Origin of the sequence: Nonomuraea sp. NPDC000554 (assembly GCF_040300065.1) — a bacterium.
Lineage (GTDB): Bacteria > Actinomycetota > Actinomycetes > Streptosporangiales > Streptosporangiaceae > Nonomuraea.
Window position 1 is genome coordinate 190,698 of record NZ_JBEPDC010000001.1, and the last position, 15,527, is coordinate 206,224.

Consider the following 15,527-nt stretch of genomic DNA (forward strand, 5'->3'; position numbering starts at 1 on the left):
CGAGCTGCGCTCCGGCTCCGGCCCGCCGTCATGCCACGATGCCAAGATCCACTCCGATCACCAGGGGCGTGCGGCCGACAGCTCCGCGCGGACGGCAGGTGTGAGCACCTGCCCCGCGCGTTCGACCAGGATCGTCATCTGGTACGCCACCAAGCCCATGTCACAGTCGGGTGCGGCCAACACGGCAAGCGACGATCCATCACTGATGGACATCACCAACAGCAGCCCGAGATCCATCTCGATCAGGGTCTGGGTGACTCCTCCACCCTCGAACACGCGCGCCGCGCCCTCGGTGAGGCTGACCAGCCCGGCCGCGATGGCCGCCAGCTGGTCGGCGCGGTCTCGGGGAAAGCCGCGGGAGAAGGCCATCGGCAGGCCGTCCGCGGAGACGACCACCGCGTGGGCGACTCCGGGCACCTGCTCGACGAAGCCGGTGACCAGCCAGTTCACATCCCTGGCCTCCGGGCTCAGATCCTTCACTCGTCCTCCTCTAGCTCGGCGCGGCCTTTCCGCACACCCTGCTGGTAGCTGGCAAGCCTGTGACGCAGCCGGTCGGGCGAGACCGGCAGTGCCGGCGGCGGGCCCTGCTGCAGGGCGGACGACGCGGAGCCGGGCACCAGGTTCGCCCTCGGCGTCCGCCTGGGCAGCCCGGAGGCCGTCGTCCCGCTGTCGGCGGGCTCGCTGGCCGCCCCCGCGGCCTGCCACCCGTCGTCAGCGGGCGAGTCCCAGGAGGGCTCGCGCCGGTCCGGTGTCGGCGCGGCCTTGCTGAACCAGCTGCTCGACTCGACGGCGCTCGACTCGACGCTGCTCGACTCGACGGAGGAGAAGATGGGCAGGAACTCCTCGCCCGACGGCGAGGGCTGCGGCGGTTCGGGCGCGGGCGGCGGCGTCTCCGCCGAGTGGGTGCGCTGAGAGACGAACCAGGACGACGGCTCGGGCGGCGGCACCGTGTCGTAAGCCGAACCGGTGGCCGACTCGTAGGCCGACTCTGCGGACGGGAAGACGGGCCCGTCGAAGGACGGCTCGGGCGCGCGGACGGCCCTGTCGAACGGCGACTCGGTCAGAGAGTCGAACGAGCTGCCGAAGGAGCTGTCGAACGAGGGGTGGCCGTGCCTGGGCATGGACGGTGTGGCCTGCATCGGCACAGAGACGAACGGCGCCGGGTCCGGCAGCGCGCCGGGCACCGGCGTCAGCAGGGTCTCCGGCACCAGCACCATGGCGGCCAGCCCGCCGACGTCCTGCCGGCGCAGCTGCACCCTGATGCTGTGCCGCAGCGCGAGGCGGCCGACCACGAACAGGCCCATCCGGCGGGAGACGGACACGTCCACGACGGGCGGGTTGGCCAGCCGCCAGTTGGCCTGGGTCAGCTCCTCCGGGCCCATCCCGATGCCGTTGTCGGTGACCGACACCATCACCCCGCCGCCGTCGATGCGGCTGCTGGAGATGACGACCTTGGTGTCGCCCGAGGAGAACGAGACGGCGTTCTCGACCAGCTCGGCGAGCAGGTGCACGACGTCGCTGACGGCCTGCCCGGCGACCGCGACCTCCGACTGCACCTGGATGCTGACCCGGTCGTAGCTCTCCACCTCGCCGAGCGCGGCGCGCACGATGTCCATCAGCTCGACCGGCTCGCTCCACTTGCGTGCCGCCTCCTGCCCGGCGAGGACCAGCAGGTTCTCGCTGTTGCGGCGCATGCGGGTGGCCAGGTGGTCGAGTCTGAACAGGTCGCCCAGCCTGGTGTCGTCGCGCTCACCGCGCTCCAGCCGCTCGATCAGGGTGAGCTGCCGTTCGACCAGCGTCTGGCTGCGTCGCGAGAGGTTGACGAACATCGCGTTGACGTTGGAGCGCAGCCGCGCCTCGTCGCCCGCCAGCCGGACCGCTTCCCGGTGCACCTCGTCGAAGGCGCGGGCGACCTCGCCGACCTCGTCCTTGGAGAAGATGCCGATGGGCGGCACCTGCGCGTTGGCGGCGCCGTCCCGCGTCTCGCGCAGGTGCTGGACGAAGTCGGGCAGCCGCTTGCCCGCGATCTCCAGCGCCTCGGTGCGCAGCTTGCGCAGCGGGCGGACCAGCGACCTGGCCACCCCGGTGGTGATCAGCAGGACGGCCACCAGCAGCGCCAGCACGGCACCCGCGATGACGTAGGCGCGCTGCTGCTCGGCCGAGCTCAGCTCCTGACTGCGGGTGACGATCCCGGCGGCCTGGCGCTGCTCGACCTCGCGCATCGACCCGGCGACGACGTCGCTCGCCTCGAACCACTCCTTGGCGTCGTCGCGCCTGCCCCTGCCCAGGTCCAGGCCGCGCAGCGGAAGCCCGGCGGTGGCCCTGATCAGCACCAGCTCGCGCAGGAACAGCATGCGGTCGGAGGACCTGCCGTTGACGGTCTCGTCGAAGAAGCGCCGTTCGCCGGAGGTGGCCTCCGCGGCGAAGCTTCTGCGCTCGTTGGTCTCCCGCGACAGCTCGCCGAGGAAGCGCTTGAGTTGTTCCTGGTCGAACCTGCCCTCGACCAGGACCGTGGTGACCAGCGCCTGCTGGTGGGAGATGCTCTCCTTGGCGTGGGCGAGCGCGTCGAGCATGCGCGACTGGCGGAACAGTTCGTCGTCCTGGCTGCCCTTGATCAGCTCGTTGTGCACGGAGAGCAGGTCGTCGATGACGGTGGTGTAGAGGTCGACGGCGGCCGAGGGCAGCAGGGCCGCGTCGAGTGCCTGCTGGCGCAGCCCGGCGAGGTCGTCGAGGCGGCTCAGCATGGTCTCGATCTGGTCGGCGGTGCGTCCCGTCACCTCGCCCAGGAGTTGCTGGGCGTTCGCGCGTACCTGTTTGACGCCCTCGTTCACCTGGTCCATCTGGCTGCGCACGCTCGACAGCATGGTGGTGGGCCGTCTCTTGGCGATGTACCAGGAGGTCCTGGCGCGCTCGCCGGAGATCAGGTGGGTGAGCGCGCCGACCTGTTCGGAGAGACGGGCGAGCTTGTTGGTGCGGGCGTAGTCGGCGGCGGCGCCCGTCGAGGCGATCACCTGCACGCCGCCGAGCAGCACGGCGGCGGCGGTCGGGATCAGGATGAGGGCCACCAGCCGTGCCCGGACGCGCCAATTGCGCAGGCGCCAGTTTCCCTCGTCTGGCTGCCTCTCGCCCAACTCAGTACTCACCGAACGCAACCTCTCGCCCGAATCGGCGTATTTGGAGGGACCTGTGGGATCCCTGAGAAATCCAGCAAGTCCGGGTAATTGGAACACATCCCAAGTGAGACGGCCAATCGAACATAACGCGACAAAAGTCAAGCTATGTGACGGGAGTGAAGAGAAGCTGGTGCTCCTATCGTGGAGCCATGGGGCGAAAAATAATCCTATGACTTGATAGGTGTCCACTTATGGGCGATTGTCGCGTTCCAACGAGGTAACGCCGGAGAGGCACCCCGGTCTCTTCAAGGTCACGCCGTTGAGATTTCCGTTTACGAAGCCATATGTTGAGCCCCGCGATAGCCAAGGAGGCGAGCGTGGGGGATTCTCCCGACAGTGCGGCCATTGACGTCGAAGGGCTGTGGAAGATCTTCGGTGCGACGGCGGAAAAGGTGCTGGGCAGCGAGGACAGGAATCTCGAACCGGCGGCGCTGAGGGAGAAGACCGGCTGCACCGCCGCCGTCAGGGACGTCAGTTTCGCCGTACGCCCCGGTGAGGTCTTCGTGGTCATGGGGCTGTCGGGAAGCGGAAAGTCGACGCTCGTCCGCTGCCTGACCCGGCTCGTCGAACCGAGCGCGGGCGAGATCAGGATCGGCGGCGAGGACGTCGGCCGCGCCTCCCCCGCCCGCTTACGCGAACTGCGCCGCCATCACGTCAGCATGGTCTTCCAGCACTTCGGCCTGCTCCCGCACCGGCGGGTGATCGACAACGTCGCCTACGGGCTGGAGGTCCAGGGCCTGGCCAAGGCCGCCAGGCGCGCCCGCGCCGGCGAGATCCTCTCCCTCGTCGGCCTCGACGGCCACGCCGACGCCTACCCCGACCAGCTCTCCGGCGGCATGCAGCAGCGGGTCGGGCTGGCCCGCGCGCTGGCGGTCGATCCCCAGGTGATGCTGTTCGACGAGCCGTTCAGCGCGCTCGACCCGCTGATCCGCCGCGACATGCAGGCCGAGGTGATCCGCCTGCACAGGGAAGTCGGCAAGACCATGGTGTTCATCACGCACGACCTGTCGGAGGCGCTCAAGCTGGGCGAGCGCATCGCGATCATGCGGGCGGGCTCGATCGTGCAGCTCGGCACGCCGGAGGAGCTGGTGGGCGCCCCCGCCGACGACTACGTGGCCGACTTCGTCCGCGACGTGCCGAGGAGTCACGTCCTCACGCTGCGCTGGATGTGCCGCCCGCCCGAGCCGGGCGAGTCGCTCGACGGCCCGGCGCTGCCCGCGACCACCATCATCAAGGACGCCATCGCCGTCGCGTCCGGCTCGGCCCGGCCGATCAGGGTGGTCGACGGCGACGAGCTGGTCGGCGTCGTGGACCGGGTCGACCTGCTCACCTTCCTGTCCGGGCAGGACCAGCCGGTCCACGACGCGCACGCCGCACGGGCCGGCGCATGAGCACCACGGCCGTCTCGACCCCGTCCAGGATGAAGCTGCCGCGGTGGGCGGCCCCGGCGGGAGTGACGGTCCTGCTCGCGCTGGCGTACCTGGTCTTCCGCGGGACGGGCACCCTCCCCCACGACAACGACGCCCCGCAGTTCACCGCCATCACCGACCTGCGCGAGTGGATCGACGACAACAGGAACTCCAGCCCGCTGTTCCTGTACTTCCTCAACTACATCCGGCTGTTCGTCGGCGGCGTCTACACGCTCTTCCAGAGCGTCCTGTACGTGCTGGGATGGCCGGGGCTGATCGGCGTGCTCGGCGCGCTGGCCTGGCTGGCGGGCGGCTGGCGGATCGCGCTGCTGGCCGTGGCCGGGACCGGCTCGTTCGGCGTGCTGGGCCTGTGGGAGTCGAGCGTCGACACGCTGGCGCTGGTCGCCGCGTCGGTGCTGCTGTCTCTGGCGGTCGGGATCCCGCTCGGGGTGTGGGCGGGGCTCTCGCGCCGGGCGCGCGGGGTGGTCACGCCGGTGCTCGACATCATGCAGATCATGCCGACGTTCGCCTACCTGGCGCCGCTCGTGCTCTTCTTCCACATCGGCCCGGCCGCGGGGGCCATCGCGACGATGATCTACTCGATCCCGCCCGCGATCCGCATCACCTCGCTGGCCATCCAGCAGGTCTCCCCCACCGCGGTCGAGGCGTCCGCGTCGCTCGGCGCCACCCGCGCGCAGACGCTGTTCAAGGTCTACCTGCCGCTCGCCAGGTCCACGATGGCGCTGGCCGTCAACCAGACGATCATGATGGCGCTGTCGATGGTGGTCATCGCCAACCTGATCTCCGCGCCGGGGCTGGGCGGCGACATCATCCGCGGGCTGTCGCGGGCGCAGGTCGGCATCATGCTGCCCGCGGGCATCGCGATCGTGGTCATGGCCGTCGTCCTCGACCGGACCATGACGGCCCTCGCCAGGCGCGACCCGCACAGCAGGCTCGGCAGGGGCCGGCTGGTGGGGGCCGCCGCGCTGGTCGTGGCCGGGCTCGCGCTGACCCCGCTGCTGCCCGCCGAGTGGCCGCAGAACTGGTCGGTCAACTTCGTGGCCGCGGTCAACGACGCCGTCCACTGGGCCGAGAGCAACTGGTACGCCGTCACCACCTTCGTCAAGGACGCCACCTCCACGGGCCTGCTCAACCCGCTGGAGGAGGTGCTCACCTCGGCCCCGTGGTGGCTGGTCGCCACCGCCATGCTGCTGCTGGCCTGGTGGGTGAGCGGTGTGCGGGCCGCGCTGACGGCGCTCGGCTGCCTGCTGGCGATCGCGCTGCTGGGCACCTGGGACCACGCCATGCGGACGCTCACCACGGTGACGGTCGCGGTGCTCGTGACCCTGGTCATCGGCCTGCTGCTCGGCGTGGCGGGGGCCCGCTCGCCGAGGTACTCGGCCGTGCAGCGTCCGATACTCGACGCCGCGCAGACCATGCCCGCCTTCGTCTACCTGCTCCCCGCGCTCGCGCTGTTCGAGACCACCAGGTTCACCGCGATCTTCGCCTCGGTCATCTACGCGGTCCCGCCGGTCGTCCGCCTGGTCGAGGACGGCATCAGGGCGGTCCCCGCCACCGTGGTGGAGGCCGCCGTCTCCGCCGGGTCCACCCCGGGGCAACTGCTGTGGAAGGTGCAGCTCCCGATGGCGCGCCGGGCCATCCTGCTGGCCGCCAACCAGGGCATCGTGCTGACCCTGGCCATGGTGGTCGTCGGCGGGCTGGTGGGGGCGGGGGCGCTCGGCTACGACGTGGTCACCGGCTTCTCCCAGCGCACGGACTTCGGCATGGGCTTCGCCGCGGGCATCGCGACGGTCCTGCTCGGCATCATGCTCGACCGCATCACGCAGGGCGCCGACAGGCGCCCGTCCCCCCAACAAAGGAAGAACGCATGAAGATCCGCCTGCTCGCAGGCCTGCTCACGCTCGGACTCGCCGCCGCCGGGTGCGGTGGCGCCAAGGTCGAAGAGTCTCCCAGCGCCGCCGCTCCGCAGCAGGGCAGCGCCAGCGCCGCGAGCGCCGGCACCGTGAAGATCGCGATCAACCCGTGGGTGGGCTACGAGGCCAGCGCCAACGTCGTCGCGTACCTGCTGAAGAACGAGCTGCACTACACCGTGGAGCTGCCCGAGATCAAGGAGCAGCTCTCCTGGGAGGGCTTCGAGACCGGCGACGTGGACGTCATCATCGAGAACTGGGGCCACCCGGATCTGAAGAAGAAGTTCATCGACGAGAAGAAGGTCGCGCTGTCGGCCGGGTCGACGGGCAACAAGGGCATCATCGGCTGGTACGTCCCCAAGTGGATGGCCGACAAGTACCCGGACATCACCGACTACAAGAACCTGAACAAGTACGCCTCCCTGTTCAAGACCTCCGAGTCCGGCGACAAGGGCCAGATCCTCGACGGCGACCCGAGCTACGTCACCAACGACGAGGCCCTGGTCAAGAACCTCAAGCTCGACTACAAGGTGGTGACGGGCGGCAGCGAGGCGGCCCTGCTCAAGTCCGCCACGCAGGCGCAGGAGCAGAAGAAGCCGCTGCTGTTCTACTTCTGGACGCCGCACTGGCTGTTCGACAAGGTCGAGCTGACCCGGGTGAACCTGCCCGCCTACGCCGAAGGGTGCGACGCCGACCCCAAGAAGGTCGCCTGCGACTACGCCGAGCTGGACCTGGACAAGATCGTCAGCAAGAAGTTCGCCGACACCGGCGGCAAGGCGTACGAGCTGGTCAAGAACTTCACCTGGACCAACGAGGACCAGAACGCCGTCGCCAACGACATGACCAACAACGGGCTGACCGGCGAGCAGGCCGCCAAGAAGTGGATCGAGGCCAACACCGCCAAGTGGCAGGCCTGGATCCCCAAGTGACCCTCACGTGACCGCTCGTGACGGTGGCCCGGACATCCGCGGCCACCGTCGTGGAGACCTCTGATGCGAACCAAGACGCTCGCGGGGCCGCTGGTCGCGGCCCTGCTCCTGACCGCCTGCTCCAGCGAGGAGCCCGCGCCGGCCGCCGGGGCGAAGGGGACGGTCGACATCGACATCCACGGCTGGCTGGGGTACGAGGCCCAGGCGGCCGTCCTGAGCTATCTGCTCGAGCACGAACTGGGGTACAAGGTCCGGACCAGGAAGATGAAGGAAGAGGATTCCTGGAAGGACTTCCAGAGCGGCAAAGTCGACGTGATCGTTGAGAACTGGGGCCACAACGATCTCAAGAAGGAGTACATCGAGGACAGGAAGGTCGCGTTGTCGGCCGGTCTCACCGGGAACAAAGGCGTGATCGGATGGTATGTCCCTGAGTGGATGGTCAGGAAATACCCAGATATCACCGACTGGCGACGTCTGAACAAGTATGCAAGCCTCTTCCGTACCGCTAAATCGGGAAATGCCGGTCAAGTGCTCGACGGCGACCCGTCCTTCGTGACCAACGACGAGGCGCTCATCCGCAACCTCGACCTCGATTACAAGGTCGTCTACTCCGGCAGCGAGGACGCTCTCATCAAGGCGGCCGAGTCGGCGACCAAGAATCGGACGCCACTACTCATGTATTTCTACGAGCCGCAATGGCTGTTCACCAAGCTCAAACTCGTCAAGATCAACCTCCCGCCGTACGCCATCGGCTGCGACGACGACGCCGCCACGGTCGCCTGCGACTACCCGCCGTACCTGCTCGACAAGATCGTGAGCAGGTCGTTCGCCCAGAACGGCGGCAAGGCCTACGAGCTGGTGCGCAACTTCACCTGGACCAACGACAACCAGAACGCGGTCGCCAGCGACATGGTCAACAAGAGGATGACCGCCGAGCAGGCCGCCAAGCGGTGGGTGGACGAGAACAAGATCGTGTGGAAGGACTGGATTCCGCGTTGAGCTTCGACTACGTCATCGTGGGCGGCGGATCGGCCGGATGCGCCCTGGCCAACCGGCTGAGCGCCGACCCGTCGGTGTCGGTGCTGCTGCTGGAGGCGGGCAGGCCCGACTACCTCTGGGACGTGTTCATCCACATGCCGGCCGCGCTGATGTTCCCCATCGGCAGCCGCTTCTACGACTGGAAGTACGAGTCCGAGCCCGAGCCGCACATGGGCGGACGGCGCATCTACCACGCCCGCGGCAAGGTCCTCGGCGGTTCGAGCAGCATCAACGGCATGATCTTCCAGCGCGGCAACCCCCTCGACTACGAGCGCTGGGCCGCGGACCCGGGCATGGAGCACTGGGACTACGCGCACTGCCTGCCGTACTTCAAACGGATGGAGAACTGCCTGGCGGACCCCGGCTCGGCCCTCCGCGGCGACGGCGGCCCGCTCAAGCTGGAGCGCGGCCCGGCCCGCGGCCCGCTGTTCGACGCGTTCTTCGAGGCCGTCCAGCAGGCGGGCCACCCGCTCACGGACGACGTGAACGGCCTGCGCCAGGAGGGCTTCGCGGCCTTCGACCGCAACATCCACCGCGGCAGACGGCTGAGCGCGGCGCGCGCCTACCTGCATCCGGTGCGAAACCGCCGCAACCTCACGATCAGGACGCGTGCCCTCGTGGAGAAGGTCGTCTTCGAGGGGACGCGGGCGGTCGGCGTGGTCTGCGGCGGCGAGCGGATCACGGCCGGCGAGGTGATCCTGTGCGGCGGGGCGATCAACTCGCCGCAGCTCCTGCAGTTGTCGGGTGTCGGGCCCGCGCGGGTGCTCGAACCGGTCGGCGTGCCGGTGGTGCACGACCTGCCGGGCGTAGGGGAGAACCTCCAGGACCACCTGGAGGTCTACGTCCAGCACGCCTGCACCCGGCCGGTGTCGCAGCAGCCGTCGCTGGCCATGTGGCGCAGGCCGTTCATCGGCGCGCAGTGGCTGTTCCTGCGCGGCGGGCCCGGGGCGACGAACCACTTCGAGGCGGGCGGGTTCATCCGCTCGAACGACGACGTGGCCTACCCGAACCTGATGTTCCACTTCCTGCCCATCGCGGTCCGCTACGACGGCTCCGCCCCGGCGGGCGGGCACGGCTACCAGGTGCACGTCGGGCCGATGTACTCCGACGCCCGCGGCCACGTCCGGATCACCTCGGCGGACCCCGGGAAGAAGCCCGAGCTGCGGTTCAACTACCTGTCCACCGAGCAGGACCGCCGCGAGTGGGTGGAGGCGATCAGGCACGCCAGGGAGATCCTGTCGCAGCCCGCGTGGGCGGACCTGGACGGCGGCGAGCTCTCGCCCGGTCCCGAGGTCCGGACCGACGAGGAGATCCTGGCCTGGGTCGCGCGTGACGGCGAGACCGCGCTGCACCCGTCCTGCACCTGCAGGATGGGCGTGGACGAGATGTCGGTGGTCGACCCCGCGACCATGCGGGTGCACGGCCTGGACGGGCTGCGCGTCGTGGACGCGTCCGCCATGCCGTACGTGACGAACGGCAACATCTACGCGCCCGTGATGATGCTGGCCGAGAAGGCGGCCGACCTCATCCTCGGCAACACCCCCCTGGCTCCGGAGCCCGTCGAGTTCTACCGCCACACGCCCTGACGATTCGCCTAGTCCAGGAGTTTCAGCCTATTCTGAAATAGCATCAGACGACGAAAGGCTGTGGCCGACATGGCACCATCGGGTGACGCCGATCACGAGCAGTTGCTCGAATGGGTCGAGCGCGTGGCGACGTTCTGCAACGAGGCGTGGGGGCTCGCCCCGATCACCGGCCGCATCCTCGGCTGGCTGCTGATCTGCGCCCCGCCCGAGCAGTCGGCGGGCGACATCGCCGACGCGATCGGGGCCAGCAGGGCGTCGCTGACGTCCAACATGCGACTGCTGACGTCCATCGGCCTGGTCAGGCGGCACACCCGGGCCGGCGAGCGCACCGCGTACTACCGGATCGAGGACGACGCGTTCGAGAAGGTGGTGCGCCAGCGCCTGGCGGCGTTCGCCGCGTTCGGCGCCATCGCCGAGGAGGGCCTCAAGCTCGGCGTCGCCGACGAGGCCCGCACCCGGCGCATCCGCTCAGCCCAGCAGTCGATCGCCCTGCTCACGGAGCCGGGCCGAGCCCACTGAGCCGCAGCACCACGCTCCCACCCGGAGCGTCACCGATCCCATAGGGCGCTGATCGGCAGCGCGGTCAGCCGATCACCGAAGGCCAGCGATCGCGCTCCGGTCCGGTGCCCGACCTGCGAGTCCGGTGTCCGTGACGTGCAACTTGGGACGTCGTATGGCGCGGGCGTTCAGGTTGCGTGACCAGGCAAGCAGGAACCTCTCCTCCTACCTGTGGAATCGACATTCCACAGGTAGGTGAACCGACATTTCACGGGTCGTCGTACCGACATTGTGCGACCACAGCACCGACATCTCACGACCTGGGTCGGTGGATCTCAGCGGTCGAGGCGCTGGTAGAGGCGGACCGAGAGGGTGAAGAAGACGGCCGTGATCAGCAGTGGCCAGACGACGGCCATCTGCACCGGATGCTGGGCCACCCAGGAGTCGCCGCCCCAGCCGGGGTTGCCGAACAGCTGTCTGGCCGCGGCCACCGTCGAGGAGAGCGGGTTCCACTCGGCGATGGCGCCGAGCCAGCCCGGCATGGTGCCGGGGGCGACGAAGGCGTTGGAGAGGAAGCCGATCGGGAACTCCAGGGTCTGGATGGCGGTGATCGCACCCGGTTCCTTGGTCAGCAGTCCGAGGTAGATCCCCGCCCAGAGCAGGGCGAAGCGGAGCAGGAGCAGCAGACCTACCGCGCCCAGGGCGCCCAACGGGTCATCAGGACGCCAGCCGACCGCCAGCCCGCAGGCGAGCATGCCCGCCAGCATCAGGACCGAGGTCAGCAGGTCGGCGACCGCCCGGCCGAGGAGGACGGCCGAGGGTGCCATCGGCATCGAGCGGAACCTGTCGGTCACGCCGCGCGACAGGTCCGTGGTGACCGCGACCATGGTGGCGCCGAGGCCGAACAGCATCGTCATGCCGTACATGCCGGGCATGAGGAAGGCGAAGTAGTCGGCGCCGTCGGGCACGTCCACCGCACCGCCGAACAGGTAGCCGAACGCCAGGGTGATCATGACGGGGAAGACCACCCCGAACACGATCGTCATGGGCTGGGCGGTCCAGTGGATCAGGTCCCGCCTGGCGACGGTCCAACCGTCGGCCAGGGCCCAGCGCAGCCGGGCTAGCGGCCCGTCCTCGACGGCGGGCCTCTGGTTCGCGAGCGCCTGACTCGCCGCCGTCGAGCGAGCGGCCGTCGGGTTCGCGAACGCGGCGCTCGCGGGCCGCTGGTTCGTGGGTGTCGGGTTCGTGGGTGTCGGGTTCGTGGTCATCGAGGCAGCTCCTCGTTCTCCGTGAGGCTCAGGAAGACCTCGTCCAGCGTCGGCCTGCGCAGGCCGACGTCCTCCACGTCGACGCCCGCCGCCGCGAGCGCGCCCAGCACCTCCGTCAGCGCCTGGACCCGCTCCGTCACGGGAGCGCTGACATGCCGGGTGTCCTCGTCGCACTCCGCCGGCGCGGACGCCACCCGCCCGACGATCTCCACGGCCTCCGCGAGCCGGTCCGCGTGCCTGACGACCACGTCCACGCGGTCGCCGCCCAGCCTGGACTTCAGCTCGTCAGGGGTGCCCTCGGCGATCACCCTGCCGCTGTCGATCACCGAGACGCGGTCGGCGAGCTGGTCGGCCTCCTCCAGGTACTGGGTGGTGAGCAGGACCGTGGTGCCGCCCGCGACCAGCCCGCGCACCGCCCGCCACACCTCGGCGCGGCTGCGCGGGTCGAGGCCGGTCGTGGGCTCGTCCAGGAAGAGCACCGGCGGGGAGAGGATCATGCCGGCCGCCAGGTCGAGGCGGCGTCGCATGCCTCCCGAGTACTCCTTGACCGGGCCCGGATGCTCCAGGCCGAACGCGTCGAGCAGCTCGGCGGCCCTGGTGCGGGCCGTGCGGGAGTCGAGGTGGTAGAGGCGTCCGAACAACTCCAGGTTCTGCCGCCCGGTCAGCACCTCGTCCACGGCCGCGTGCTGGCCGACCAGGCCAATGCTGCGCCGCACCTGGTGGGGCCGCGTGGCCAGGTCGAAGCCCCCCACCGACGCGTGACCGCCGTCGGGACGCAGCAGCGTGGTGAGGATGCGGACGGCCGTGGTCTTGCCCGCGCCGTTGGGGCCGAGCAGCCCGCAGACGGTGCCCTCCCTCACCTCCAGGTCGAACCCGTCCAGCGCGGTCTTCTTGCCGTAGGTCTTGCGCAGGCCCTGCGCCAGTACCGCTGACATGGCACCTCCATTTCCGTACGCCGTACCGTACAGCATACGATTGAAGCCACGCAACCGTACGGTGTACCGTACGGATGTGACGATCGAGTACTCCGGCAAGGGCGACCCGGCGCGCAGCCTCGCGCTGCTCTGGCGCACGAGCGAACGCACCAGCCGCAAGGGCAAGCCCGACCTGAGCGTCGACAGGATCGTGCGCGCCGCCATCGAGGTGGCCGACGCCGAGGGGCTGCAGGCCCTGTCCATGCGCCGGGTCGCCGAGAAGCTCGGCGTCGGGACGATGTCGCTCTACACGTACGTGCCGGGCAAGCCCGAACTGTTCGACGTCATGCTCGACACCGTGTACGGCGAGACGGCCAGGCCGGAGGACGTGCCCGGCGGCTGGCGGGAACGCCTGGCGCTGATCGCCAGGGAGAACTGGGCGCTGTACGTGCGCCACCCCTGGCTGCTCCAGGTGGCGACGAGCCGCCCGGTGCTCGGGCCGAACGTCATCGCCAAGTACGACTACGAGCTCCGCGCCGTCTCCGGCATCGGGCTGACGGACGTGGAGATGGACTCCGCGATCACGTTGATCACCGGGTTCGTGCACGGCACGGCCAGGGGCGCGGTCGAGGCCGCGCAGGCGGAGAGTGAGACGGGGATGTCCGACGACCAGTGGTGGGCCGCGCACGCGCCCTTCCTCAGCCGGATCGCCGACACCAGCCGCTACCCGACGGCCGCACGGGTCGGCGAGGCCGCCGCCGAGGCCCTGGGCAGCGCCTACAGCGCGCAGCACGCCTTCGAGTTCGGCCTGGAACGCGTCCTCGACGGCATCGGGGCCCTGATCGCCGGCCGCGCGACCTGAGGGGCCGACAGCGCTCAGCTCAGCCCGACAGCGCCTGCTCGTAGGCGAGCAGCGTGCGCACGAACAGCCGCCGCTCGGCGGGAGTGAGCGGTTCCAGGGCCGCGCGCCAGGCGGCGGCCCCGTGGCCGAGCCATTCCGAGATGGCGTCGCGCCGCGCCTCGGCGATGCTGACGATCGTCCGCCGCCGGTCGGCGTCGTCCTCGCGCCTGTCGAGGACGCCCTTGCGGCTCAGTTCGCCGACCATCAGGCTGACCGTCGCCGGCGCCACCTCCAGCCGCGACGCCAGTTCGTTGACCGTCATCGCCCCGTCGAACAGCAGGTAGGCCAGCAGCGACAGGTGCCGGGGCGCGAGCGAGAGCGACCGCAGCTCTTCGGGCACTCCCAGCCGCTTGGCCCTGCCCACCATGCGCGGCATCAGCAGCAGCAGCGTGCGGATGCTCTCGTCCACGCTCAGGCCGTCCGTTGACATCCGCCATGCACCCCAATACCTTTAATGAGCAATTAGCTATGCATACAAAGCTATTTTGCCCCGCCTGGACGAAGGATAGTGAACATGATGGAAGCCCAGCAGGACGGCACCGGCGACGCGGAACGGGTCCGGGCCTTCGGGGACGAGCTGGTGGCCGTGCACGACTGGTTCCGCGCCGAGCTCGCCCGGCTCCGCACCGGGGAGCCGCTCAGCGGCGAGCTACGCGCCCACTGCGTGACGTTCTGCGAGCGGCTGAGCTTCCACCACTCGGGCGAGGACCGGGTGGCCTTCCCCCACCTGGAGGAGCGCTTCCCCGAGCTGAAGGCCGCCCTCGACCGGCTGCGCGCCGAGCACGTGGTGGTCGCCGGGCTGGTCGAGCGGCTGGCCAACGCCGGCACCCGGGACGAGCTGGACCGCCTCTCCGCCGAACTGGAAGCCCACTTCGACTACGAGGAGAAGCAGCTCGTCCCGGTGCTCAACTCGCTGGACGGAGTTCCCTGGGAGGTCCGCCGCTAGGAGACGGGAGCCGACCGCAGCCGCACCACGTGCTCCACCAGCGAGATCAGCGTCGCCTTGACCGAATCGCGGTTGCGCGCGTCCGTGCGCACGATCGGGACGTGCGCCCCCAGCGCCAGCGCCTCACGCACCTCGTTGTCCGAGTGCGGGAACTGCCCCTCCCAGCCGTTGACGCCGATCACGAAGGGCAGCTTCGCCTCCTCGAAGTAGTCGATGGCCGGGAAGCTGTCGGCCAGCCGCCGGGTGTCGAGCAGCACCACGGCCCCGATGGCGCCACGCACCAGGTCGTCCCACATGAACCAGAACCGGTGCTGTCCGGGCGTGCCGAACAGGTACAGGATCAGGTCGCGGTCGAGGGAGAGGCGGCCGAAGTCCATCGCCACCGTCGTCGTCTGCTTGTTGGGGGTCAGACCGAGGTCGTCGATGCCCGCGGACGCGTCCGTCATCACCGCTTCCGTGGTGAGCGGCAGGATCTCGGACACCGCCCCCACGAACGTCGTCTTACCGACGCCGAACCCGCCCGCGACGACGATCTTCGTCGACGTGAGGCCAGGGCTAGAGCCTGCGAAGTCCACTGAGCACCCTTTCAAGCATGTTGAGGTCTGGCTGTCCCTGGCTGAGGCGCGGCTGGTGCAGGCGGACGAGCCCTTCGTCGGACATGTCCGCAACAAGCACCCTGGCCACACCCAGCGGGACCCGGAGCAGGGCCGATATCTCGGCGACCGACCGGAAGGTCCGGCAGAGCTGCATGATGGCCTCCTGCTCGGGTGTGAGCATGGCCATCTCGTCGTCCGGTATGGACATGGACGAGATCAGCGTCTCCATCGCCAGGTGGTAACGCGGCTCCGAACGGCCGCCGGTCACCGCGTACGGGCGGAACAGGGGCTCGTCGTCCCCGGTTCCGCTACTGCCGTACACGGCCCTCCTCCATCAG

At 69.5% G+C, this 15,527-nt stretch carries 15 protein-coding genes; 8 read left to right on the plus strand and 7 right to left on the minus strand.

Translation table 11 applies throughout. The features are described from left to right. Positions 1 to 57: 57 nt before the first annotated feature. Positions 58 to 480: a roadblock/LC7 domain-containing protein gene (locus ABT294_RS01105; protein WP_350802645.1), complete on the minus strand. Its 423-nt coding sequence runs from the start codon at positions 478 to 480 to the stop codon at positions 58 to 60. Continuing rightward, positions 477 to 3,143 (minus strand): sensor histidine kinase, encoded by a 2,667-nt coding sequence (locus ABT294_RS01110; protein WP_350802647.1) that lies wholly within the window; start codon positions 3,141 to 3,143, stop codon positions 477 to 479. Before ABT294_RS01110 ends, ABT294_RS01105 begins: the two co-directional genes overlap by 4 nt. 314 nt (positions 3,144 to 3,457) lie before the next feature. Here ABT294_RS01110 and ABT294_RS01115 point away from each other — a divergent pair, with 314 nt between their 5' ends. From ABT294_RS01115 to ABT294_RS01140, 6 genes are all read left to right on the plus strand, one after another. Continuing rightward, entirely contained in the window at positions 3,458 to 4,564 is a 1,107-nt protein-coding gene (locus tag ABT294_RS01115) for a quaternary amine ABC transporter ATP-binding protein (protein WP_502911935.1), read from the plus strand. Then, positions 4,561 to 6,474, plus strand: a complete 1,914-nt coding sequence (locus ABT294_RS01120) for an ABC transporter permease (protein ID WP_350802651.1) — start codon at positions 4,561 to 4,563, stop codon at positions 6,472 to 6,474. Before ABT294_RS01115 ends, ABT294_RS01120 begins: the two co-directional genes overlap by 4 nt. Continuing rightward, positions 6,471 to 7,442: an ABC transporter substrate-binding protein gene (locus ABT294_RS01125; protein ID WP_350802652.1), complete on the plus strand. Its 972-nt coding sequence runs from the start codon at positions 6,471 to 6,473 to the stop codon at positions 7,440 to 7,442. Before ABT294_RS01120 ends, ABT294_RS01125 begins: the two co-directional genes overlap by 4 nt. Positions 7,443 to 7,505: 63 nt before the next feature. Continuing rightward, a complete protein-coding gene (locus ABT294_RS01130; protein ID WP_350802653.1) occupies positions 7,506 to 8,441 on the plus strand; it encodes an ABC transporter substrate-binding protein in 936 nt (311 codons plus the stop codon). Further along, a complete protein-coding gene (betA, locus tag ABT294_RS01135; protein WP_350802654.1) occupies positions 8,417 to 10,066 on the plus strand; it encodes a choline dehydrogenase in 1,650 nt (549 codons plus the stop codon). The genes ABT294_RS01130 and betA overlap by 25 nt, the downstream gene beginning before the upstream one ends. Before the next feature lie 69 nt (positions 10,067 to 10,135). Then, complete coding sequence (locus ABT294_RS01140; RefSeq protein ID WP_350802655.1) at positions 10,136 to 10,585, plus strand: GbsR/MarR family transcriptional regulator; 450 nt, start codon at positions 10,136 to 10,138, stop codon at positions 10,583 to 10,585. A 314-nt stretch (positions 10,586 to 10,899) separates the two neighbouring features. On the opposite strand, the gene ABT294_RS01145 is transcribed toward ABT294_RS01140, so the two are convergent. After that, positions 10,900 to 11,832 carry an ABC transporter permease gene (locus ABT294_RS01145; protein WP_350802656.1) on the minus strand — a complete coding sequence of 311 codons (933 nt, stop codon included), beginning with the start codon at positions 11,830 to 11,832 and terminating at the stop codon, positions 10,900 to 10,902. Then, a complete protein-coding gene (locus tag ABT294_RS01150; RefSeq protein WP_350802657.1) occupies positions 11,829 to 12,767 on the minus strand; it encodes an ATP-binding cassette domain-containing protein in 939 nt (312 codons plus the stop codon). Before ABT294_RS01150 ends, ABT294_RS01145 begins: the two co-directional genes overlap by 4 nt. 76 nt (positions 12,768 to 12,843) lie before the next feature. On the opposite strand from ABT294_RS01150, the gene ABT294_RS01155 reads away from it, so the two are divergent. Next, positions 12,844 to 13,608: a TetR/AcrR family transcriptional regulator gene (locus ABT294_RS01155; RefSeq protein ID WP_350802659.1), complete on the plus strand. Its 765-nt coding sequence runs from the start codon at positions 12,844 to 12,846 to the stop codon at positions 13,606 to 13,608. Positions 13,609 to 13,627: 19 nt separating this feature from the next. Here ABT294_RS01155 and ABT294_RS01160 read toward each other — a convergent pair whose 3' ends face one another. Beyond that, positions 13,628 to 14,077, minus strand: coding sequence for a MarR family winged helix-turn-helix transcriptional regulator (locus ABT294_RS01160; RefSeq protein WP_350802660.1), 450 nt, complete (start codon positions 14,075 to 14,077; stop codon positions 13,628 to 13,630). Between the two features lie 84 nt (positions 14,078 to 14,161). Here ABT294_RS01160 and ABT294_RS01165 point away from each other — a divergent pair, with 84 nt between their 5' ends. Beyond that, positions 14,162 to 14,593 carry a hemerythrin domain-containing protein gene (locus ABT294_RS01165; protein ID WP_350802662.1) on the plus strand — a complete coding sequence of 144 codons (432 nt, stop codon included), beginning with the start codon at positions 14,162 to 14,164 and terminating at the stop codon, positions 14,591 to 14,593. Here ABT294_RS01165 and ABT294_RS01170 read toward each other — a convergent pair. Next, positions 14,590 to 15,168, minus strand: coding sequence for a GTP-binding protein (locus tag ABT294_RS01170; protein WP_350802663.1), 579 nt, complete (start codon positions 15,166 to 15,168; stop codon positions 14,590 to 14,592). The two genes, ABT294_RS01165 and ABT294_RS01170, sit on opposite strands and share 4 nt — an antisense overlap. Continuing rightward, positions 15,149 to 15,511 (minus strand): DUF742 domain-containing protein, encoded by a 363-nt coding sequence (locus tag ABT294_RS01175; protein ID WP_350802664.1) that lies wholly within the window; start codon positions 15,509 to 15,511, stop codon positions 15,149 to 15,151. Before ABT294_RS01175 ends, ABT294_RS01170 begins: the two co-directional genes overlap by 20 nt. Between the last annotated feature and the right edge of the window lie 16 nt (positions 15,512 to 15,527).

Excerpts from the sequence above, each read along its gene's own strand:
- ABT294_RS01140 (WP_350802655.1), top strand. The coding sequence starts at position 10,136 with ATGGCACCATCGGGTGACGCCGATCACGAGCAGTTGCTCGAATGGGTC.
- ABT294_RS01160 (WP_350802660.1), bottom strand. The coding sequence starts at position 14,077 with ATGTCAACGGACGGCCTGAGCGTGGACGAGAGCATCCGCACGCTGCTG.
- ABT294_RS01165 (WP_350802662.1), top strand. The coding sequence starts at position 14,162 with ATGATGGAAGCCCAGCAGGACGGCACCGGCGACGCGGAACGGGTCCGG.
- ABT294_RS01130 (WP_350802653.1), top strand. The coding sequence starts at position 7,506 with ATGCGAACCAAGACGCTCGCGGGGCCGCTGGTCGCGGCCCTGCTCCTG.
- ABT294_RS01125 (WP_350802652.1), top strand. The coding sequence starts at position 6,471 with ATGAAGATCCGCCTGCTCGCAGGCCTGCTCACGCTCGGACTCGCCGCC.
- ABT294_RS01120 (WP_350802651.1), top strand. The coding sequence starts at position 4,561 with ATGAGCACCACGGCCGTCTCGACCCCGTCCAGGATGAAGCTGCCGCGG.
- ABT294_RS01115 (WP_502911935.1), top strand. The coding sequence starts at position 3,458 with ATGTTGAGCCCCGCGATAGCCAAGGAGGCGAGCGTGGGGGATTCTCCC.
- ABT294_RS01145 (WP_350802656.1), bottom strand. The coding sequence starts at position 11,832 with ATGACCACGAACCCGACACCCACGAACCCGACACCCACGAACCAGCGG.
- ABT294_RS01150 (WP_350802657.1), bottom strand. The coding sequence starts at position 12,767 with ATGTCAGCGGTACTGGCGCAGGGCCTGCGCAAGACCTACGGCAAGAAG.